The organism is Polaribacter filamentus (assembly GCF_002943715.1).
GTDB classification, from domain to species: Bacteria; Bacteroidota; Bacteroidia; order Flavobacteriales; family Flavobacteriaceae; genus Polaribacter; species Polaribacter filamentus.
The window spans coordinates 1,562,065-1,582,661 of record NZ_MQUA01000013.1; the positions used below are offsets into that span (position 1 = coordinate 1,562,065).

The following is a 20,597-nucleotide window of genomic DNA, read 5'->3' on the forward strand; positions in this document are numbered from 1 at the left end:
CAATATTGAGCAACAAATGTATGAATTTGTAGCTAATTTTACAGTGTGAAAAAAAATATTTTACATCTCGATTTAGATACTTTTTTTGTTTCCTGCGAAAGATTGATTGATAGCAGGTTGCAAAAAAAACCGTTGTTAGTTGGCGGAACTGGTGACAGAGGTGTTGTGGCTGCTTGTAGTTATGAAACTAGACGATTTGGTATCCATTCTGGGATGTCTATGAAAATTGCAAAAAGACTGTGCCCTGAAGCAATTATTATCCGAGGAAATACAGGTACATATTCTAAATACTCAAACTTAGTAACCGAAATTATCAAAGAAAAAGTACCCGTTTTTGAGAAAGCAAGTATTGATGAATTTTATGCAGATCTTTCTGGTATGGATACTTTTTTTGGAAGCTATAAATATGCCTCTGAATTGCGTCAGAAAATCATCAAAGAAACCGGACTTCCTATTTCTTTTGGGATGTCAAAGAATAAAATAGTTTCCAAAGTAGCTACTGGAGAAGCAAAACCTAACAATCAATTGTTAATAGATGAAGGTTTCGAAAAATCGTTTTTAGCACCTTTATCAATTCGAAAAATTCCATCCGTAGGAGATAAAACCTATCAAATTTTACGAAATCTTGGAGTTGATAAAGTAAAAGTAATTCAAGAAATGCCTTTAGAAATGATGATTAGTGTTTTGGGTGCTAACGGGAAAACGATATGGAAACGCGCAAACGGAATTGATAATCCACCAATTATTGCCTTTCATGAACGCAAATCCTTATCTACAGAAAGAACGTTTAACAAAGACACTATTGATATGAAAAAACTAAAAGAAACCATTTTTGCAATGGCAGAAAATTTAGCATATCAACTTAGAAAAGGTGATAAATTAACAGGAACTATTAGTGTAAAAATTAGATATTCTGATTTTAACACTTATAGTAAGCAGATAAAAATTCCGTACACAAGTGCAGATCATATTATTATTCCTACAGTGTTAGAATTGTTTGAAAAATTATATCAAAGACGATTATTAATACGATTGGTGGGTGTAAAAGTTTCTGATATTGTGAGTGGAAATTATCAAATTAATCTTTTTGATGATAATGTACAAATGCTAAATCTCTACAACGCTATGGATACCATCAGAAATAAATATGGCGAATTGAGTGTAATGAGAGCTGCTGCGATGGGCGCAAAATCTATTGGCCGATTTAGCAATCCTTTTAACGGAGAACCGCCTTTAATATTAGCACATCGAAAACAATAGTCTATGTATCTAAATTGTCATTCGTATTATTCTTTGCGTTATGGTACGTTTTCTGAAATTGAACTGCTACAACTTGCTAAAGAAAACGGTATTGCTAGTATTGCACTTACAGACATTAACAATACGTCTGCTTGTTTAAATTTTGTGCAACAGGCTAAAAAACGGGGAATAAAACCTATTGTTGGGGTTGATTTTAGAAATGGCAATACGCAACAATTTGTAGCTCTTGCAAAAAGCAATACTGGCTTTGAAAATATAAATAGATACTTATCTTTTTTTTTAGAAGCAAAAAAAACAATTCCAGATAGGCCAACATATTTAGAAGATGTGTGTATCATTTATCCTTTTGAAAAAGTATTGGAACTGAATTTGACTTCTTTTGCTGAAAATGAATTTATTGGAATTTCTATTGCCGAAATTAACAAACTTCGTTTCTCCCATCTAAAAAAATATGAAGATAAATTGGTGATACAGCAACAAGTGACCATTCGCAATAAAAATGATTTTAATGCACATCGGTTATTGCGGGCAATTGGCAATAACATGCTGTTAAGCAAATTACCAACAACAGAAGAGTGTTTACCTACAGATTGCATGCATGCTGCAATAAAAATAGAAGAATCTTTTAGCGAGTTTCCTTTTATTATTGCAAATACAAAAGCATTATTACAAACGTGCACTATTAACTTTGGATTTGACAGTGAACGTGAAAATCAAAATTTGCAAGTCTATTGCACTACCTTTGAAGAGGATTGCCAAATGTTATTGCAATTGTGTACTGATAAAATTCACAAACGATATCAACATCCTACGCAAAAAGTACATGACCGACTTGAAAAGGAATTGAAAGTAATCATCGATTTAAAATTTGTTTCCTTCTTTTTAATCAATTATGATATTATTAAATACGCTAAAGAAAACAATTTTTTTCATGTAGGTAGAGGAAGTGGCGCAAATAGTATTGTTGCCTATATTATTGGTATTACGGATGTTGACCCAATTGAATTAGATTTATATTTTGAACGTTTTATTAATCCATTTAGAGCTTCTCCTCCAGATTTTGATATTGATTTTTCTTGGAAGGATAGAAATACCGTTACTCAATATATTTTTGATCGTTTTGATAATGTGGCGCTATTAGCAACCTATGTTACTTTTAAATACAAAGCAGTTGTTAGAGAATTAGGGAAAGTTTTTGGATTGCCAAAAGAAGAAATTGATAAATTAAGCAAAGGAATTCCTTTAGAACAATTGGATGCTATTTCTAAATTGGTTTTAAAATACGGAAAACTCATTGAAGGTTTCCCTAATTATGTGAGTGTGCATTCTGCTGGAATTTTAATTTTAAACAAACCAATTCATTATTTTTCTGCAACCAATTTACCTCCAAAAGGGTTTGCTACGGTTCAATTTGATATGAATATTGCGGATGATATTGGTGTTTTTAAATTTGATATTTTAGGGCAACGTGGTTTGGCTAAAATTAAAGATGCATTAGAAATCATTAAAGAAAATAATCCTGATGCTCCTGAAATTGACATTACGGATGTTGAAACTTTTAAAAAGGATAAAAATATTAATAACCTGTTAAAAACGGGCGGTGCTGTTGGTGCGTATTATGTAGAATCGCCTGCCATGCGTGGATTGATGCAAAAATTACAAACGCAAGACTATTTAGGTTTGGTCGCTGCAAGTTCTATTATTAGACCAGGAGTTTCGGGGTCGGGCATGAAAGATGAATTTATAAAAAGACATCGTTTTCCTGAAAAACGTAAAGAAGCGCATCCTATTTTATTAGAAATTATGCCAGAAACCTACGGCGTAATGGTCTATCAAGAAGATGTAATGAAAGTTGCGAATCAGTTTGCAGATTTAACCTTGGGTGAAGCAGATGTTTTACGAAGAGGAATGAGTGGAAAATACCGTTCTGTTGAGGAATTTAAAGCAGTTGAAGATAAATTTATTTCTAATTGTAGAAAAAAAGGTCATAAAGACGACTTAATTTTTGAGGTTTGGAATCAGATTAAAAGTTTTGCGGGGTATGCTTTTGCAAAAGGACATTCTGCATCCTACGCTGTAGAAAGTTACCAAAGTTTGTTTTTAAAATGCTACTATCCTATTGAGTTTATGACCGCTGTTTTAAATAATGGTGGTGGTTTTTATTCTACAGAACATTACATTCATGAAGCTAAAATGTGTGGCGCACTTATAGAATTGCCTTGCATCAATAAAAGTGATCATGCAAATAGTGTAACCGGAAAAACAATTTATCTTGGTTTTGGATATTTAAAGAATATAGAACATTTATTAATCCAACGGTTTTTAACAGAACGCCAATTGTATGGTCAATTTCTTTCTTTGGATGATTTTATAGATCGCATTGCAATTAGTATTGAACAACTCACTATTTTGATTCGTATTAATGCGTTTCGTTTTACCAATAAATCTAAAACAGCATTGCTTTGGCAGGCCATTTTTAAATTAAAAGGAACAAAAAAAGAACAAGAACAGCAACAAGTAAAACTCTTTCAATTACAACATAAAAATTATGAAATTCCGAAATTAAATTCACATTGGTTAGAAAATGTATATGATGAAATGGAGTTGTTAGGTTTTACAATTCATGATTATTTTTCATTAGTTACAGAAGCATTTCATCCGCATATAAAAGCAAAAGAAATGGAGGTTTTTTCGAATCAGAATGTTTTATTATACGGTCAATTAGTTACCACAAGACACAATAAAACATCACAAGGAAAATTAATGCGTTTAAGTACTTTTATTGATGCTGATGGCAATTATTTTGATGCTGTTCATTTTACTGATGTGGTTCACGTATACCCAATTAACGGAATGGGAGTTTATGCCTGTTATGGAAAAATTACAAATCGTTTTGGGTTTTGTAGTATGAACGTGATAAAATCTAAAAAAATGAGTATTGCTGGTGATCCAAGATATTAAAGGAAGAACTAAAATTAACACATCACTTCTCATTCATTTATTTCTAAAAGTATTGTATTAATATTTATAGAATAAAATTTTTATTGAGGCATGCTAAAATAAAAAACAGCAAGTAAAAGATGTTTAAAAGACGAATTTTCAGTTATCTCCATTCAATAACTTAACGCAATAAATAAGTATGCTTACAGAAGGTTTTTATATCATTATTTCTGATGTAAGATTGCTTTAAGCACAGCAATTAAAACCAACTAAAGCAAGCTTACAAGAAGACTTTCATACAATTACCCTAACTTTGCAGTCAAATTGTAAGCCGCTTGAAAGAAAAACTCAAACAACTAGAATTATTTCTAAAAAGTTCCAATTTTGATCGAGGAATCAGACTTGGAGTCGCAATTGCTGTGCCCTTTGCTTTACTGTATTTTTTAGGCTTTTTTGAATATGCGCCAGCCGTTGTTGTCGGGGCCGTTTTAAATACTCCAGGCGATATTCCGGGAAGTATCAAACGTAAGGTCAATGCCATTTTAATCAGTATTGGTTTAACGATGGTTATTACCGCTATACTCCTATTTTCAAAACCTTTTTTACCTCTTTTAATATTGGTCCTTACAGTGATTTCGTTTGTTGTGTCGCTAATTTCGGTATATGGTTTTAGAGCCTCTTTGGTTTCTTTTTCTGGCTTATTAGCAATGGTAATAGCTTTTGCCATTCAAAAAGAAACAGCACATGATATTTTAGTTCATGTTGCATTAATGGGAATTGGTGGTCTTTGGTACTTGTTGGTCTCTTTTATTTTTCAAAAACTTGCCCCTAAAAAAGATCAGAATCAACTTTTGTCAGATACGCTTCTCTTTATTGGTGAATATCTAAAATTACGCGCTAAATTATTAACAAAAAAAACAAAACGTGACGAACTCCTGAAACAAACCTTCGTTCTTCAAAATAAGATTAACGAGAAGCACGAAACACTTCGAGAAGCACTACTTACTGCACGTAAGCGCTCTGGACGATCACGTTATGAAGAAAAGCAACTATTAATCTTTGTTTCCTCTATCAGAATTTTTGAACTGATAGAAGCAAAATATTTAGATTATAAAATGATTGATGGAATTTTTGGCGGACGTAAAGAGTTTTTAAAAGCTTCGAAAAGGTTGAACAAAATCATGGGAAACCATCTCATCCTTTTATCCGAATTACTTATCCAAAATGATAAAATACCAAACAAAGAAATTCTATTAAAGGCATTATCAAAAGCAAACGAATCTATTACAAATTACATCGATACTGTAAAATTACCGGAAGCGCGAGAAGGTGCTTTAGTGTTAAAAAACCTGTACGATTACCAAGAACAACTGCTGCAAGAAATAAGAGCTATTAGACGGGTAATGGCAAATGTTCGAGATGCCTCTAAAGTATCCTTAAAAAGGCAAGATTCGAGTCAGTTTTTAACATTGCAAGAATACAGATTAAATGTGCTTACTCAAAACCTTAGTTTAGATTCCACCATTTTTAGACATTCATTGCGCCTTACCATTGCAATCGTATTTGGATATCTGTTAGGTCTTCTTTTTGACATCCAAAATACGTATTGGATTTTACTAACTATTATCGTTATTATGCGACCAAGTTATGGTTTAACCAAAGAACGCTCTAAAGACCGCGTCATCGGTACACTCATCGGTGCATTTATTGCCGTTGGTATTGTGTTCATTACTCAAAATTTAGTGGTGTATGCTGTACTGGCCTTTGTTTCGTTAATCTTAGCATTTTCATTGATTCAGCAAAATTATAAGTCCGCTGCCGCGTTAATTACCATTAGCATCATCTTTGTGTATTCATTAATGAATCCGAATGCTTTTGAAGTGATTCAGTATCGCGTTATCGATACCATTGTAGGAGCTTTGATTGCGGTTGTTGCCAACTACTTAATTCTGCCAAGTTGGGAAGCAAATAATTTAAAAAAGATACTGCTGAACGCTTTAAAAATGAATAAAAAATATCTTTTAGTAACCCAAGAATTGTATCAAGATCCAGCAATGCACAAACTTTCCTATAATTTAGTAAGGAAAGATGCTTTTTTAGCTATCAGTAATTTAAATGCATCTTTTCAACGATTAACACAAGATCCGAAATCGAAACAAAAAGAGTTTGAATTGATTTATGAAATTGTAACGCTTAACCAAACAATGATTTCTGCTATTGCCTCCATCGGTAATTTTATCATCAATCATAAAACGACACCTGCTTCTTCTGATTTTAACGTTTTAATCAATAAAATTTCCAACAACCTACAAGCATCATGGGATATTATAGAGCACGCAGAAATAAAGAAAAAAATTGCGAATGAAACCGTTGAAGATGCAAAAGATAAGTTACTCGATAAATATAAGCAATTATCAAATTTACGAGATGAAAACATCAAAAAAGGAAACACAGAATTAGATACAGAAACGCTTCACGGTTTACAAGAAGCTTATTTGATCGCCAATCACATGAGCTGGTTAAAATCTCTTTCAGAAAGTCTAAAAAAAGCTACTGAACGCTATCGTTCCTCAATCGTAGATGAGCAGTAGCAATTTTATTAACTTTTGATTAAAAAAACATTGTACAACTCAAAAATGATACTATATTTGCAGCCTTTACCAAGCGAAAGTAGCTCAGTTGGTAGAGCGTCAGCCTTCCAAGCTGAATGTCGCCGGTTCGAACCCGGTCTTTCGCTCAAAAGACTTTATTAGAAATAATAAGGTCTTTTTTTTGCTCTAAACTTACGGAAAAATAAAAATTATGATGTAAAAATTATATAAAATAGCAAGTAAATAAAATTCATATTTCTATAAAAATGAAGACTTTACTAAACTGTAAAGTCTTTTCTATTTTACAGACTCTTTAATTTATAACCAAAAAGCAATAATAAAATAATTGGAACCGCTAACACAATTACAAATGTACTATTGGTTGTAAACAAAATAGGATTTAGTAAAAGTGTAAATACAAAACCACCAATTGTGCCTCCTAAATGAGCTGCATGCCCAATATTTCCTACCTGTTTTTTCATTCCGTAAATAGAATATAATAAATAACCTACCCCAAAAACATACCCAGGAATCGGAATTGCAAAAAATAATAACAATTGCATATCGGGAAATAACAAAATAGAAGAATATACAATTCCAGAAACGGCTCCAGAAGCACCTACAGCGCTGTAATAAGGTTCGTTTTTATGATACTGTAAGGTATATAAATTACCTGCTAATAGACTTCCAAAATAGATAATTAAAAAACTAGTAGTTCCTAAAATAGTCGCAACAATATCACCAAATATATATAAAGCATACATATTAAAACCAAGATGCATCCAATCTACATGTAAAAAACCAGAAGTTAACATTCTAATTTTTTCTTTTCCTAAAACTCTACCAACTTGAAATTTATATTTATCTAAAAAGAATAACTATCAAAGCCTTTCATTGAGAACAAAACATTGGCTATAATAATAATTAAAACTATGGGAATTGAACCTTGCATCATCTTACAAACATAACAAAATCTCTTTGTTTTTTGTCCTTTCTTTTAATTTAAAATACAGATATTTGTATCTAAACTAAAACCGAATGCAATTTCTAGCTTTTGCTATTACCTACCCTTTTATCTATCTACTTTCTAGATTGCCAATGCGTGTATTATATGCACTATCAGATTTCTTTTTCTTCTTGATGTACAATTTAATTGGCTATAGAAAAAAAGTAGTTCTAGAAAACCTAAAACTGGCTTTTCCTAAAAAATCCGAAGAAGAAAGAAAAAAAATAGCGAAAGATTTTTTTAGACATCTTACTGATTTAATTATGGAAAGTGTAAAAGCCTTCTCTATATCAGAAAAAGAAATGTCAAAAAGGTATACATATAAAAATCCTGAGTTGGTAAATAATTTCACAAAGCAAGGCAGAAGCATTGCATTAGTTGCTGCACACCAAGCAAATTGGGAATGGTCTATTAGTTTGCCTTTGGTTTTAGACGGAAATGTAAGTGGTGCGTACACCAAATTAGGAAATCCGTATTTTGAAAAAGTTATACGAAGTTCTAGAGAAAAATATGGAATTATAGGCTATAAAACAAGTGAAACGGTAAAAGGAATGCAAAAGAATTTTGCCGAAAAAACGCAAGGTTTGTATATTTTACTGAGTGATCAATCTCCTCAACTGCATAAAACATTTTATTGGAATGAGTTTTTTGGTGTTCAAGTACCGATGCATACAGGCGCAGAAATGCTTGCTAAAAGATTTGATTTAGTGGTAATCAATTATATAACTAGAAAAGTTAAAAGAGGGTATTATGAAACAGAATTTCAGTTGATAACTGATACTCCAAAAGAGTTTGAAGATTATCAAATTACAGATAAATACACTCGTTTAACAGAGAATAATATCAAACAACAACCAGCTCTTTATTTATGGTCTCATAAAAGATTTAAGCACAGAAACAGTTTTGAAGAATGGCAAAAAGTGAAAGCTTTTAAACCATAAACCAAGAAGCAACTAATTCTTTTTCAATTGATTCTATAGTATTATGAACGTAATCATTCTTTAAAGAATCGTACTTATACTCTTTAGCCCAATCCTCAATATTTTCTGATAATTCTTTTAACGATTTACAAATAAAGTCTAATTCGTTATTTGTTACCGTTGGATGCAAAGACAACCGAATCCATCCTGGTTTTTGTGTATTACAACCATGTGAAATTTCATCTTTTATTCTATTTGAAGTTTCTTGATCTACATTTAGTAAAAAATGACCGTAGGTTCCTGCACAAGAACATCCTCCTCTAGTCTGAATTCCGAAACGATCGTTTAATAATTTTACCACCAAATTAAAATGAAACTTTTCAAAATAGAAAGAAAAAATACTAAGACGTTTTTTATGATTCGGAGCTAATATTTTTATATTATCTAAATTCTCTAACGTGTTAAATACAATCTCATTAATTTCATCTTCTCTTTTTCTGATGTTTTCTACACCCATTTTGTTTTTCAACTGAATTGCGAAAGCAATCTTTATGGTTTGTAAAAAAGCGGGCGTTCCACCGTCTTCTCGTGTTTCTACATCATCAAAATAATCATGTTGTCCCCAAGGATTTGTATAACTCACGGTTCCGCCTCCTGGATTATCTGGCACTGTATTTTTGTATAATTTCTTGTTAAAAATCAAGACTCCGGCACTTCCTGGTCCTCCTAAAAATTTATGTGGAGAAAAGAAAATTGCATCTAAATATTCCTCTTCTATTTCTGGATGCATATTGATAGCAACATAAGGCGCACAGCAAGCAAAATCGACAAAGCACAAGCCATTATATTGATGAATTAATTTTGCAACTTTATGATACTCTGTTTTTATACCTGTAACATTAGAACAAGAAGTTATTGAAGCAATTTTTATTTTTCTATGTTCGTGCTTTTGAATGCATTTTTCAAAACTTTCTAAACACACCAAACCTTCATCATTACAAGGAACAACCTCTACATCTGCAATGGTTTCCAACCAAGAAGTTTGATTTGAATGATGTTCCATATGAGATACAAAAACAATCGGTTTTAAATCATCCGGAATAGCTGTGTAGTCTTTTAAATTTTCAGCAACTTTTAATCCTAAAATGCGTTGAAATTTATTCACCGCAGCTGTCATGCCAGAACCCGTGGTAATTAAAACATCATTTGAATTTGCATTTACATGACGTTTTATAATATTTCTAGCTTCGTGATAGGCAAGTGTCATTGATGCCCCTGTTGTAGACGTTTCTGTGTGTGTATTTGCCACAAAAGGTCCTAATTCATTGCTGATTTTTTCTTCAATAGGTCTGTACAATCTTCCACTTGCTGTCCAATCTGCGTAGATGATATTCTTTATTCCATAAGGAGATGTAAATGTTTGATTTACACCTATAATGTTAGCTCTAAATTGATCGAAATATTGCTCTAAATTTTTCATTATAATCTAAATTTACCTCCAATTAAAATATTATTCTGTAGAAAGAAAAAATCTTGAGAAGCACTATCCGCAGCATTCGTACTTATTTTAACATCTGGCATGTTTATATAGCCCCTTTTAAATCCGCCTGAATAAAAAAATGTTTTAAAAATGTAACATTCAATCCAAATCCGGCAGAAAGTCCGTAACCAGAAATATGGTAATCATCATGTCTATCAAGACCTAAAAGCGAAGTATCCGTTTTTGGATACAAAATACCAGCACCAAAACCTTCTGTAATATTTATTTGAAAACTCTCTGAATCTACACCAAACCAACTGCTAACGTCATCAAAACGATACAATTGTATGTTAACATAATTTAAACCATCTGTATGTTCTAAGCGCAAAAAGTCTTCTGTTAACTGAATTTGTTCACCATTATAAACACCATCATATGTAGTATTTCCAATATCTATAGTTCCGTCAATACCTACAAATTGGTCATTATTTACAACATATTTCATATGATCTACACCAAGTGAAATCGTATAATTTTCTTTAAAGAAATAACCTATTCTTGCATTTGTTTGTGGTTTGGTCAAATTTGTAATTCCAAAATACTTTTTAAAAGTAAATGCTGATGGCGTATCTTGTGCTTTTACATCTTGCAACGTAAAATCATAATTCTCGCCTTTAAAACGGATGTTTGAATCGGAATAACTTGCCCAATTCCAACCCCAATACGCAAAGAATTTACCTTTATTAGTAACCTTTTTCTTTTGATTTTCTTGCGCATTATTAGATAATGACACAACCATTAAAAGTAAAACCAAGAGTTTTTTCTTAAACATTTAAGCTATTATTTCTTTAATTTCATTTATAAATCGAATTGCCAAAGCATCTGCCGCATCTTGCGATTTAGCTTCTGTATAAATTCTAATTATTGGTTCTGTATTCGACTTTCTTAAATGAATCCATTCATCAGCAAAATCGATTTTTACACCATCAATTGTATTTACATCTTCGTTTTTATAGGTTGATGCCATTGTTTCTAAAATTTTATCAACATCTATTTCTGGTGTTAATTGAATTTTATTTTTACTCATAAAATAACTTGGATACGAATCTCTCAAAGTTTTACAAGATACTTTTTGATGTGCTAAATGCGATAAAAATAAAGCAACGCCCACTAAAGAATCACGCCCGTAATGAGAAGCAGGATAAATGATTCCTCCATTTCCTTCACCACCAATTACCGTATTCGTTTCTTTCATTTTGATAACCACATTCACTTCACCAACGGCACTTGCAGTATACGTTCCGCCATGTTTTTGAGTAACATCTCTTAGCGCTCTCGAAGAAGATAAATTAGAAACAGTGTTCCCTCCTTTTAAACGTCCTAAAACATAATCTGCACAGGCAACCAATGTATATTCTTCTCCAAACATAGAACCGTCTTCAGAAACCAAAGCCAATCTGTCTACATCTGGATCCACTACAATTCCTAAATCTGCTTTTTCTTTCACGACTAATTCAGAAATATCTGTTAAGTGCTCTTTTAAAGGCTCTGGATTGTGAGGAAATTGCCCATTGGGCGTACAATATAACTCGATGCATTCTACACCTAATTTTTCTAATAACGCAGGGATAAAAATTCCACCTGTAGAATTTACACCATCAACAACAACTTTAAATTTTGCTTTTTTGATCGCATCAACATCGACCAATTCTAAATTTAAAACTTCTTGAATATGCTTTTCTAAATACGAATTATCTTTTGTATAAGTTCCTAAATTATCCACATCTGCAAACTCAAAATCTTCACTTTCTGCCAAAACAAGAATTTGTTCACCTTCTGCTCCATTTAAAAACTCTCCTTTTTCGTTTAATAATTTTAATGCATTCCATTGTTTTGGATTGTGCGAAGCTGTTAAAATAATACCACCATCTGCTTTTTCTAAAGGAACAGCAACCTCTACAGTTGGTGTTGTAGAAAGACCTAAATCAACTACATTAATACCTAATCCTACCAAAGTATTTGCCACCAAACTAGAGATCATTTTACCAGAAATACGAGCATCTCTGCCCACCACTACTGTTATTTTTTCTTTATTCGGATTTCTGTTTTTTATAAAAGCCCCGTACGCGGATGCAAATTTCACAGCATCTATTGGTGTTAAATTATCGGCAGTTTTACCTCCAATTGTACCTCTAATTCCTGATATCGATTTTATTAATGTCATCGTTTTATTTTAACACTACAAATATAATTTTTTCAATTGATTTTACCTGATTGAAACTTTATAAGTGCAATAAATCATCAATATAAATTTCATCTTTAAAACTTTAATATTTTTTAGTATCTTCAAACATCAGACAGAAACTGCTGCTTGATAGTAGTTTAAAAAAACACTTATTTTAAGCAATAACTGAAATAGCTTTGGTGGTGATAGGCATTTTACTAGTATTACAATTTAACGCATGGAATCAAGAAAAAGAAAACACTAAAAAAGAAAAATGGTATTTAAACAATATTGTTGAAAATCTAGAATATTAAAAAACGATATTAAAAGAGATGATCGTTTATTGTAAGGAATCAATTTCTATTTACAAATCAATAATAAAAGACTTTTCTTTAAATTATAGTTTCTCTGATATAAGTAGTTTACATGATAAATTAAATTATTTAACTATTTCGTATCATTTCTCTAAAATTCATAAAACCTATAGAGAGCTTGTTTATTCTGGTCAATTTAATTTAATTAGTGATAAATTTTTAAATGTTAAAATTATATATTACTATTTATTTTATGAGGCAAATGATAATTATCTTAATGATCTTTTTTACAAAGAAATATATCACGTTTTAAATAAATATTCTCAAGTTACTATGCACGAAAAAAGCAGTTCTTCGAATGAAGCGTCTTTAGAAACTATTGACAAAGCTTTAGCTTTATTTACACAAAACAAACTAAAAGAACCAGCATCTAAACTGGAGTTAATTAATGCAGTTAAAGCCAAACTTATTTTACAAGAAAATTTCATCGATTTAGTAAATAAAACTTTGATTGATATTGGTTCTTTAATTAGAAAAATAGATACTTATTTAGGATATACTCCAGATATGGTAAATAATTAACTATGATCTTTTTATCTATACAACTGACTAGATTTAAAATCATCCTGCTTTCCTAGCAAAATAAGGAATAAAATTTAATAAATCACAATACGCTAATCTTCAATTAAATAAATATTAAAACATTTATTTTAACATTTATTTAACTATATTTGATTTAACCAAATTAATTAGGAAGAACCAAATTAAAAATATCATGACTGCAGTAACCTATATTTTCGCAATCCAAATAAAGGAAGATTTGCCATCCCAATTAATGATGGAATATATGGAAATGACTTTTTATTAATTTTTATTTCGGTAGCCATTTTTATTATAATAGCAACACCTGTAGTCCTATTTTATTTTGCTCTTGATAATTATTTTAAATTCAAAGTAAGCAAAAATCTAATTAACAAAGACTTGTTCTGCAAAAACAACCTAATTCATTCAACGTATGTTTCTCAAATCTACAATCAATATAAAATATCTTTTACTAAATTTATTAGCAATATCTCAGCTTTACTTGCATGGAACGTATTTTCTATAATATATATTAGCGTTTACTTTACCAACTTTAAAACAGGAATCTATAGTTACTTTTTGTCTCCTTTTGAAATTATAGAATCAATTAGTATGAACAATTCAATAGATACGCTTTCTCAATTTAAAACAAAGGGAATATATATGCTTGGAATATTTACAATGTCTTTAATATTCTTCCAAATCGGCAAATCTATAGCACAATTTTTACTTAGAAACAATCTGCTATATAGTTTAAAGGATAAATTATCTGCCACCAATTCCCAATTAGAACCAACTATTCTTGAGGTTTAATTAAATAATTTACCCCTTCTTTTAATATAACGTCCATTTTTCAAAAGAAACTATGTTTTCAGTTACGGATGTTACTTAATAAGTTTCAAATTCAAAAGTAAAAGAAGCTCCTTTATAAAAATGAATGTTAAACGATTTATTTAAGCAAAAAAAATACGGCAATTGCCGTATTTTTATATAGTGTAAAGTAGTATTTATTTTTTAACCGGCGTTCCATATAAATCATAATCCCCAGCTTCATGAATTTCGATATCTATAAACTCCCCAATTTTAACATAATGGTCTTTTGCATCTACTAAAACATCGTTATCAACGTCCGGTGAATCATATTCGGTTCTTCCGTAAAAATATTCGCCATCTTTTCTATCAAATAAACAACGAAACGTTTTACCAATTTTTTGTTGATTCAGTTCCCATGAAATCTGAGATTGAATTTCCATAATCTCATTTACACGTTTAAACTTCACATCTGCTGGCACATCATCTTCTAAAACATAAGCTCCAGTATTTTCTTCATGCGAATATTCAAAAACTCCTAAACGTTCAAAACGCATTTCTTCTACCCAATCTTTTAGTTCTTGAAAATGTGCTTCTGTTTCTCCTGGATATCCAACAATTAACGTAGTTCTGATGCCCATTTCTGGCACAGCTTCTCTAAACTTATGAATTAAAGCCGTTGTTTTTTCATGAGTTGTTCCGCGTTTCATCGATTTTAAAATCTCTGAATTGATATGTTGTAAAGGAATATCTAGATAATTACACACTTTAGGTTCACGTTTCATCACGTCTAAAACGTCCATTGGGAAACCAGTTGGAAAAGCATAATGCATTCTAATCCACTCAATTCCGTCTACTTTTGCCAACGCTTCTAATAATTGTGCTAAGGCTCTTTTTTTATAAATATCTAAACCATAATAAGTTAAATCTTGTGCGATTAACATGATCTCCTTAATCCCTTTTTCTGCTAATTTAGTAGCTTCTGTTACGATATGCTCAATTGGTGTAGATTTGTGTTTACCTCGCATTAAAGGAATGGCACAAAAAGAGCAAGGTCTATCGCAACCTTCTGCAATTTTTAAATAGGCATAGTGCTTTGGAGTTGTAGTTAAGCGTTCTCCAATTAGTTCGTGCTTATAATCCGCCTCTAAAACCTTTAATAAATTTGGCAAATCATGTGTACCAAAGTATTGATCTACATTAGGAATTTCCTTCTCTAAATCTGGCTTATATCTTTCACTTAAACAACCTGAAACAAAAACTTTATCAATTTCACCAGCTTCTTTTCTTTGCACATAATGCAAAATAGTGTCGATACTTTCCTCTTTGGCTTTACCAATAAATCCGCAAGTATTTATAACAACAATATTTCCATCATCATCTGGATCTTCATGAACAACGTTTTTTCCATTGGCTTTTAATTGTCCCATTAAAACTTCACTATCGTAAATGTTCTTCGAACAACCTAAAGTAACAACGTTAATCTTATTTTTTTTGATGGTTTTTGTGCGCATATCTATCTCTTTTTGCCCTTAGCTCTTCGCTATTTGCTGTATATTTTTATAGTTTTTTGCTCTAATTGTTAAAAAAATTAAAACGAGTGCAAAAATAGTGATTTTTAAATGATTGGTATTCTTTCTATTGATAGTTTTTAGGCATTTTTCTCACTTTTGTTAATTGTTCAAACGCATATCCTACTATCAATAATTTTCCTTCTGTTTTTGGCAATCCAATAAACGTTAAATTAATGGGTTCTCCTGATTTTTTGTATCCCATAGGAATTGTTAATGTTGGATATTTTGCAACTGCAGCAATACCAGAATGATAATTATTAATTGATAAAATAGCATCTAAATTTTCAGTTACTAAAGCTTGTAAGTATTTTTTTCCTTCGGATGCTAATTTGTATTTGATGACTTCTAACTCAACAATCGTCGTGGAATCTTTTAAAATTCCTTCAAATAATTGTTGTCCATAAGGCGAGCGAATTAGTGAATCTTTTAAATTAAAATCAACGACATCTTTCACTGATTTCACCGAGACGCTTTTATCAGCATTCGTATACAAATACTTAGGTAAATCATATTTCATATCAATATTCAATAGGCTTATAAAACCGTCAAAGGAGATTTCTGGTGGATTAATTTCAATAATTTCTGCACCTGTTTTTCTGATTTCATCAATGGTTAATTTATAAATTGAATCTTTTAACAACGAACTCAAAACGCCAATTTTCTTCCCTTTTAAAGTTGTTTCTTGATCATTCCCAAAATAGTTTTCTTTATCAATTTCAAAAGAACTTATATCCTTATTGTCTTTTCCCAACATTGCATTTAATAAAATAAAAGTATCCGTCACATTTTTTGTCATCGGTCCTGGTGTGTCTAATGTACTAGAAATAGGGATAATGCCGCTTCTACTCAACAGACCAATTGTTGGCTTTAATCCAACCACAGAATTGAGACTTGATGGCGATGTTATCGATCCTGATGTTTCTGTTCCAATTGCTGCAACTGCGTAATTTGCAGCAACTACAACGCCGCTTCCTGCTGAACTTCCTCCTGTTTCAAATACTTTTCTTCCATACGGATTTAAAGTTTGGCCGCCAATTGCAGAATAGCCAAGAGGACAACCAGAACAGAAAAAATACGCCCATTCGCTTAAGTTTACTTTTCCTAAGATTAAAGCGCCATTTTCTCTTAATTTTTGAACGATAAAAGCATCTTCCGTATTTTTATTCTCTGCCAATGCCATTGCTCCCGCAGTGGTTGACATATCTTTGGTATTGATATTGTCTTTTAATAAAATTGGCATTCCGTAAATACTCATTTCAGAAAGAAAACCACTTTTACGGTTTTTATCTCTTTCTCTTGCTTCTTTTAGCACATCGGCATTTAAAGAGATAATCGCATTTAAAGATTTCGCACTATCACTTTCAAACTTTCTAATTCGATACAAATAAAAAAGTGTTAGTTTTTCATACGTCAAAGTTCCTGCTTTGACACTTTTTTGAAGCGAAGGAATATTCTTTTCAAGAATTAACGGTTTCAACTCTTGATAGTTTTCTTCAGAAAAAGAAGCTAAATCATCAGTAAAAGGTTTAAAAACTTCATTCATATCTAAATATTTAGACTGAATCAGTTTAAATTTCATTCTATTACTTTCATGAGTTTGTTGTGCTGCTAATTCAGCAGTTTCATCATATTTTATCATTAGTGTCCGATAAATAATTTTAAAAGCAGGATTTCCATAGTTGGATTTCCTGCTTTATTTATATCTTGATTTTTACCACAAAATTGAGATATGAACAAAAGTACACACTTTAGCGGAACACCAATAATTAAACAGATTTTAAAATATATACCACAAGCAGATATTACTCGGACAGCCAAAATCTATAACAGTGACCGCTACTACAAAAAGTTTAAAACCTACGACCATTTAGTCACGATGCTTTATGCCACAATGAGTGGAGTTTCCTCACTTAGAGAGTTGTCGACCGTTTTATTAGCTTGTGAAGGGCGTATCAGCCATTTAAATCTAAAACATTTCCCTAAGCGAAGTACATTGTCAGATGCTAACAAGAAAAGAACCAGTGAAGTCTTTGGAGCAATTTATTCAAAATTATACAAACGCTACGCTCCATTTTTATCGGACAGCAGTCCATTAAAATCTCCTGTAAAGAATTTAAAAATTGTAGATTCTACCACAATCAGCCTATTTAGTGATATTTTAAAAGGAGTTGGTCGTAATCCTATTACAGGTAAGAAAAAAGGAGGTATAAAGATGCACACAATGATAAATGCTTTGGAAGATGTACCTTGTCTGATACGTTTTAGCAGTGCTGCTACTCACGACCACACTTTTTTAAAAGAGTTAAATTTAGAGAAAGATTCTTTTGTCGTTTTTGATAAAGCATACAATGATTATCTCCAATATTTAGAGTGGACTTTAAATGATATTTACTTTGTAACTCGCCAAAAAGACAATGCTGTCTATAAAAGCATTAAAGAATTTGATTTAGCAGACAAAACAAGTGATGCAATACTAAAAGATGAACTTATATTGATAGAAAAAGACGATAAATCTATTCAAATAAGAAGAGTTGCTTATTGGGATGCTACAAAAGAAAAGGTATATGAGTTTATCACCAATAATGCAGAAATATCTCCAGACCAAGTAGCAGATATATACAAACACAGATGGCAGATTGAAACGATGTTTAAAAGACTCAAGCAGAACTTTCCCCTTAAATATTTTCTTGGAGATAATCAAAATGCAATAGAGATTCAGATATGGTCAGCATTAATCATTCAACTCATCATGCTTGTGATACAAAGAAAAATCAAACGAAAATGGGCATATTCAAATATGGTTTCTGTGATGAGATTTCATCTGATGACCTACATTGATCTGTTTAAATTTCTCGAAAACCCAAACAAACAATGGTGGGAACTCACATCAAAACCTCCAGATATACAACTGCAACTTTTTAAATAGACACCTTGCTAACTCAAAAAGAAAAATATAGAACGTGTTTACTGGGCTCAAAAATGGGTTTAATTAAAATTTGTAGTTTTATCGGACACTAATGATATTTTATAAAGATGATTTCAGATTGTTGCTTTTTGCAAGAATTTAATAAAAAAGTCAAGACAAAAATAAAAAGAATATTTTTCATAAGAACACCTATTAATTGGCACTAAATATACAAATTATTTAAATTTGTAGTCTTTATTTTGTGGTAAGACACAAAAATAACATTAAATTTAAAACGATTAAAAAATTAGAACTACCCCAAAATAGACATCAGCATGTTCTAAAAGATGAAATTATTGAACTCACAGGTAACAATAACTATATTGATCTTAAAAGCACTAAAAACATAAGCAAAGCACTCGTGGTATTTATCTAATCTTGTTGCATTTATTAGACTTAACCCGTTGGGTGCAATTATTAACTTTAATAATTCTGAACTAACCACAAAATGGACAAATTAAAAATAAACTTTGAGAATGGCTTTGGAATAGGAAAATTAGAATGGAAGAAATAAATCTTAAGTAAAACGATTTGATTGGAGTTCTCGTTGGGAAAAGTAGCGTTTCTGAAATTTTAAATAAAAAGAAAAAAATAACTTTTGAAATGATACTAAAGCTAGAACGAATTTTACATATATCCACTTCTGTTCTTGTAAACAATTATGAACTTCCAAAAATAAAAATAACAAAGGGTAATTTATTATTAGCACTAACCTACTTACTATAATCTTAACAAATTTTAAACATAAAAAAAAACTCCTTTCACAAATTGTAAAAGGAATTTTTAGTTTTATAAATTTTAGAGTTTTACTTAAAAAAAGAATCTACAAACTCATGTTTGTTAAAAACTTGTAAATCGTCAATACCTTCTCCTACTCCAATATATTTTACGGGTATTTTAAATTGATCAGAAATACCAATTACAACGCCGCCTTTTGCCGTTCCGTCTAATTTTGTAACTGCCAAAGAGGTTACTTCTGTTGCTAATGTAAATTGTTTTGCTTGCTCAAATGCATTTTGCCCTGTAGAACCATCTAAGACTAACAATACATCGTGTGGCGCATCTACTATTACTTTTTGCATTACACGTTTAATCTTCGTTAACTCGTTCATTAAATTAACTTTATTATGTAAACGACCAGCAGTATCAATAATTACAACATCTGCATTTTGGGTTACTGCAGATTTTAACGTATCAAAAGCTACAGAAGCAGGATCAGAACCCATTTCTTGATGCACTATTGGCACATCTGCTCTGTCTGCCCAAACTTGTAATTGATCTATTGCTGCTGCTCTAAAGGTATCTGCTGCTCCTAAAACAACTTTTAAACCTTGTTTCTTAAACTGACTTGCTAATTTCCCAATTGTAGTTGTTTTTCCAACTCCGTTTACACCAACAACCATAATTACATAGGGTTTTTTATCCGAAGGAATGGAGAAATCAGTTTCATTCCCAAGATTTGTTTCGGATAAAAGTCCGGCAATTTCTTCTCTAAGAATCGTATTCAACTCGTCTGTACCCACATATTTATCTTTGGCTACTCTAGCTTCTATTCTAGTAATAATTTTAAGCGTTGTATTTACCCCAACATCTGATGCAACTAATATTTCTTCTAAATTATCTAAAACATCATCATCTACTTTCGATTTTCCTGCAACTGCTTTTGATAATTTACCAAAGAAACTTTCTTTCGATTTTTCTAAACCTTTATCTAAGGTTTCTTTTTTTCCTTTGAAAATATATTTTTTAAAAAACTCATATCCTGTTTTTATATTCTAAATTAACTACTCTAAAAAGTATGCCATTTATTTTATTTGGTCAATTTGTCATTTCAAGAAGCCGCGTTAGTGATTGAAATGGCATCCTTTTTTTGAGGTACGAAAAAAAAGATAGAATGTAAAGCACGACCTTTAGGTAACGCCCAAAAATAC

Annotated in this window: 14 protein-coding genes and 1 tRNA gene; 8 read left to right on the forward strand and 7 right to left on the reverse strand. The window is 31.2% G+C overall.

Features of this window, described 5'->3' with window-relative positions:
- The first annotated feature begins 45 nt into the window (after positions 1–45).
- From dinB to BST83_RS09465, 4 genes are all read left to right on the forward strand, one after another.
- Entirely contained in the window at positions 46–1,260 is a 1,215-nt protein-coding gene (gene dinB / locus BST83_RS09450) for a DNA polymerase IV (RefSeq protein ID WP_104809571.1), read from the forward strand.
- Positions 1,261–1,263: 3 nt separating this feature from the next.
- Positions 1,264–4,221 carry a DNA polymerase III subunit alpha gene (locus tag BST83_RS09455; RefSeq protein WP_104809572.1) on the forward strand — a complete coding sequence of 986 codons (2,958 nt, stop codon included), beginning with the start codon at positions 1,264–1,266 and terminating at the stop codon, positions 4,219–4,221.
- A 314-nt stretch (positions 4,222–4,535) separates the two neighbouring features.
- A complete protein-coding gene (locus BST83_RS09460; RefSeq protein ID WP_104809573.1) occupies positions 4,536–6,791 on the forward strand; it encodes an FUSC family protein in 2,256 nt (751 codons plus the stop codon).
- Between the two features lie 73 nt (positions 6,792–6,864).
- A tRNA-Gly gene (locus BST83_RS09465) sits at positions 6,865–6,937 on the forward strand.
- Positions 6,938–7,093: 156 nt separating this feature from the next.
- Here BST83_RS09465 and BST83_RS09470 read toward each other — a convergent pair.
- Positions 7,094–7,606: a rhomboid family intramembrane serine protease gene (locus BST83_RS09470; protein WP_367889156.1), complete on the reverse strand. Its 513-nt coding sequence runs from the start codon at positions 7,604–7,606 to the stop codon at positions 7,094–7,096.
- Between the two features lie 223 nt (positions 7,607–7,829).
- Between BST83_RS09470 and BST83_RS09475 the strand changes: the two genes are divergently transcribed.
- Positions 7,830–8,738, forward strand: a complete 909-nt coding sequence (locus BST83_RS09475) for a lysophospholipid acyltransferase family protein (RefSeq protein ID WP_104809574.1) — start codon at positions 7,830–7,832, stop codon at positions 8,736–8,738.
- Here the strand turns inward: BST83_RS09475 and BST83_RS09480 are convergent.
- The 3 genes from BST83_RS09480 to glmM all read right to left on the reverse strand — a co-directional run bounded on the left by BST83_RS09480 (position 8,728) and on the right by glmM (position 12,421).
- Complete coding sequence (locus tag BST83_RS09480; RefSeq protein WP_104809575.1) at positions 8,728–10,197, reverse strand: aminotransferase class V-fold PLP-dependent enzyme; 1,470 nt, start codon at positions 10,195–10,197, stop codon at positions 8,728–8,730. The genes BST83_RS09475 and BST83_RS09480 overlap by 11 nt on opposite strands.
- A 103-nt stretch (positions 10,198–10,300) precedes the next feature.
- The gene (locus BST83_RS09485; protein WP_367889157.1) at positions 10,301–11,029 is read right to left on the reverse strand and encodes a hypothetical protein; all 729 of its coding nucleotides are present in this window, start codon (positions 11,027–11,029) and stop codon (positions 10,301–10,303) included.
- Positions 11,030–12,421, reverse strand: a complete 1,392-nt coding sequence (gene glmM / locus BST83_RS09490) for a phosphoglucosamine mutase (protein ID WP_104809576.1) — start codon at positions 12,419–12,421, stop codon at positions 11,030–11,032. It abuts the gene before it with no gap.
- A 200-nt stretch (positions 12,422–12,621) separates the two neighbouring features.
- Between glmM and BST83_RS21460 the strand changes: the two genes are divergently transcribed.
- Both BST83_RS21460 and BST83_RS09495 read left to right on the forward strand, forming a co-directional pair.
- A complete protein-coding gene (locus BST83_RS21460; protein WP_367889158.1) occupies positions 12,622–12,735 on the forward strand; it encodes a hypothetical protein in 114 nt (37 codons plus the stop codon).
- Positions 12,736–12,753: 18 nt separating this feature from the next.
- Complete coding sequence (locus tag BST83_RS09495) at positions 12,754–13,317, forward strand: hypothetical protein (RefSeq protein ID WP_104809577.1); 564 nt, start codon at positions 12,754–12,756, stop codon at positions 13,315–13,317.
- Positions 13,318–14,324: 1,007 nt separating this feature from the next.
- Here BST83_RS09495 and rimO read toward each other — a convergent pair.
- Both rimO and BST83_RS09510 read right to left on the reverse strand, forming a co-directional pair.
- Complete coding sequence (rimO, locus tag BST83_RS09505) at positions 14,325–15,641, reverse strand: 30S ribosomal protein S12 methylthiotransferase RimO (protein ID WP_104809579.1); 1,317 nt, start codon at positions 15,639–15,641, stop codon at positions 14,325–14,327.
- A gap of 124 nt (positions 15,642–15,765) precedes the next feature.
- A complete protein-coding gene (locus tag BST83_RS09510) occupies positions 15,766–17,340 on the reverse strand; it encodes an amidase family protein (RefSeq protein ID WP_104809580.1) in 1,575 nt (524 codons plus the stop codon).
- Positions 17,341–17,430: 90 nt separating this feature from the next.
- On the opposite strand from BST83_RS09510, the gene BST83_RS09515 reads away from it, so the two are divergent.
- Positions 17,431–18,627, forward strand: a complete 1,197-nt coding sequence (locus BST83_RS09515; RefSeq protein ID WP_104808119.1) for an IS4 family transposase — start codon at positions 17,431–17,433, stop codon at positions 18,625–18,627.
- 845 nt (positions 18,628–19,472) lie between these two features.
- Here the strand turns inward: BST83_RS09515 and ftsY are convergent.
- Complete coding sequence (gene ftsY, locus BST83_RS09525) at positions 19,473–20,438, reverse strand: signal recognition particle-docking protein FtsY (protein ID WP_437438461.1); 966 nt, start codon at positions 20,436–20,438, stop codon at positions 19,473–19,475.
- Between the last annotated feature and the right edge of the window lie 159 nt (positions 20,439–20,597).

Coding starts and splice junctions, on each gene's coding strand:
- BST83_RS09455 (WP_104809572.1), top strand. CDS start 1,264: ATGTATCTAAATTGTCATTCGTATTATTCTTTGCGTTATGGTACGTTT.
- glmM (WP_104809576.1), bottom strand. CDS start 12,421: ATGACATTAATAAAATCGATATCAGGAATTAGAGGTACAATTGGAGGT.
- BST83_RS09475 (WP_104809574.1), top strand. CDS start 7,830: ATGCAATTTCTAGCTTTTGCTATTACCTACCCTTTTATCTATCTACTT.
- BST83_RS09515 (WP_104808119.1), top strand. CDS start 17,431: ATGAACAAAAGTACACACTTTAGCGGAACACCAATAATTAAACAGATT.
- BST83_RS09510 (WP_104809580.1), bottom strand. CDS start 17,340: ATGATAAAATATGATGAAACTGCTGAATTAGCAGCACAACAAACTCAT.
- BST83_RS09470 (WP_367889156.1), bottom strand. CDS start 7,606: ATGTTAACTTCTGGTTTTTTACATGTAGATTGGATGCATCTTGGTTTT.
- BST83_RS09485 (WP_367889157.1), bottom strand. CDS start 11,029: ATGTTTAAGAAAAAACTCTTGGTTTTACTTTTAATGGTTGTGTCATTA.
- BST83_RS09480 (WP_104809575.1), bottom strand. CDS start 10,197: ATGAAAAATTTAGAGCAATATTTCGATCAATTTAGAGCTAACATTATA.
- rimO (WP_104809579.1), bottom strand. CDS start 15,641: ATGCGCACAAAAACCATCAAAAAAAATAAGATTAACGTTGTTACTTTA.
- BST83_RS09495 (WP_104809577.1), top strand. CDS start 12,754: ATGATCGTTTATTGTAAGGAATCAATTTCTATTTACAAATCAATAATA.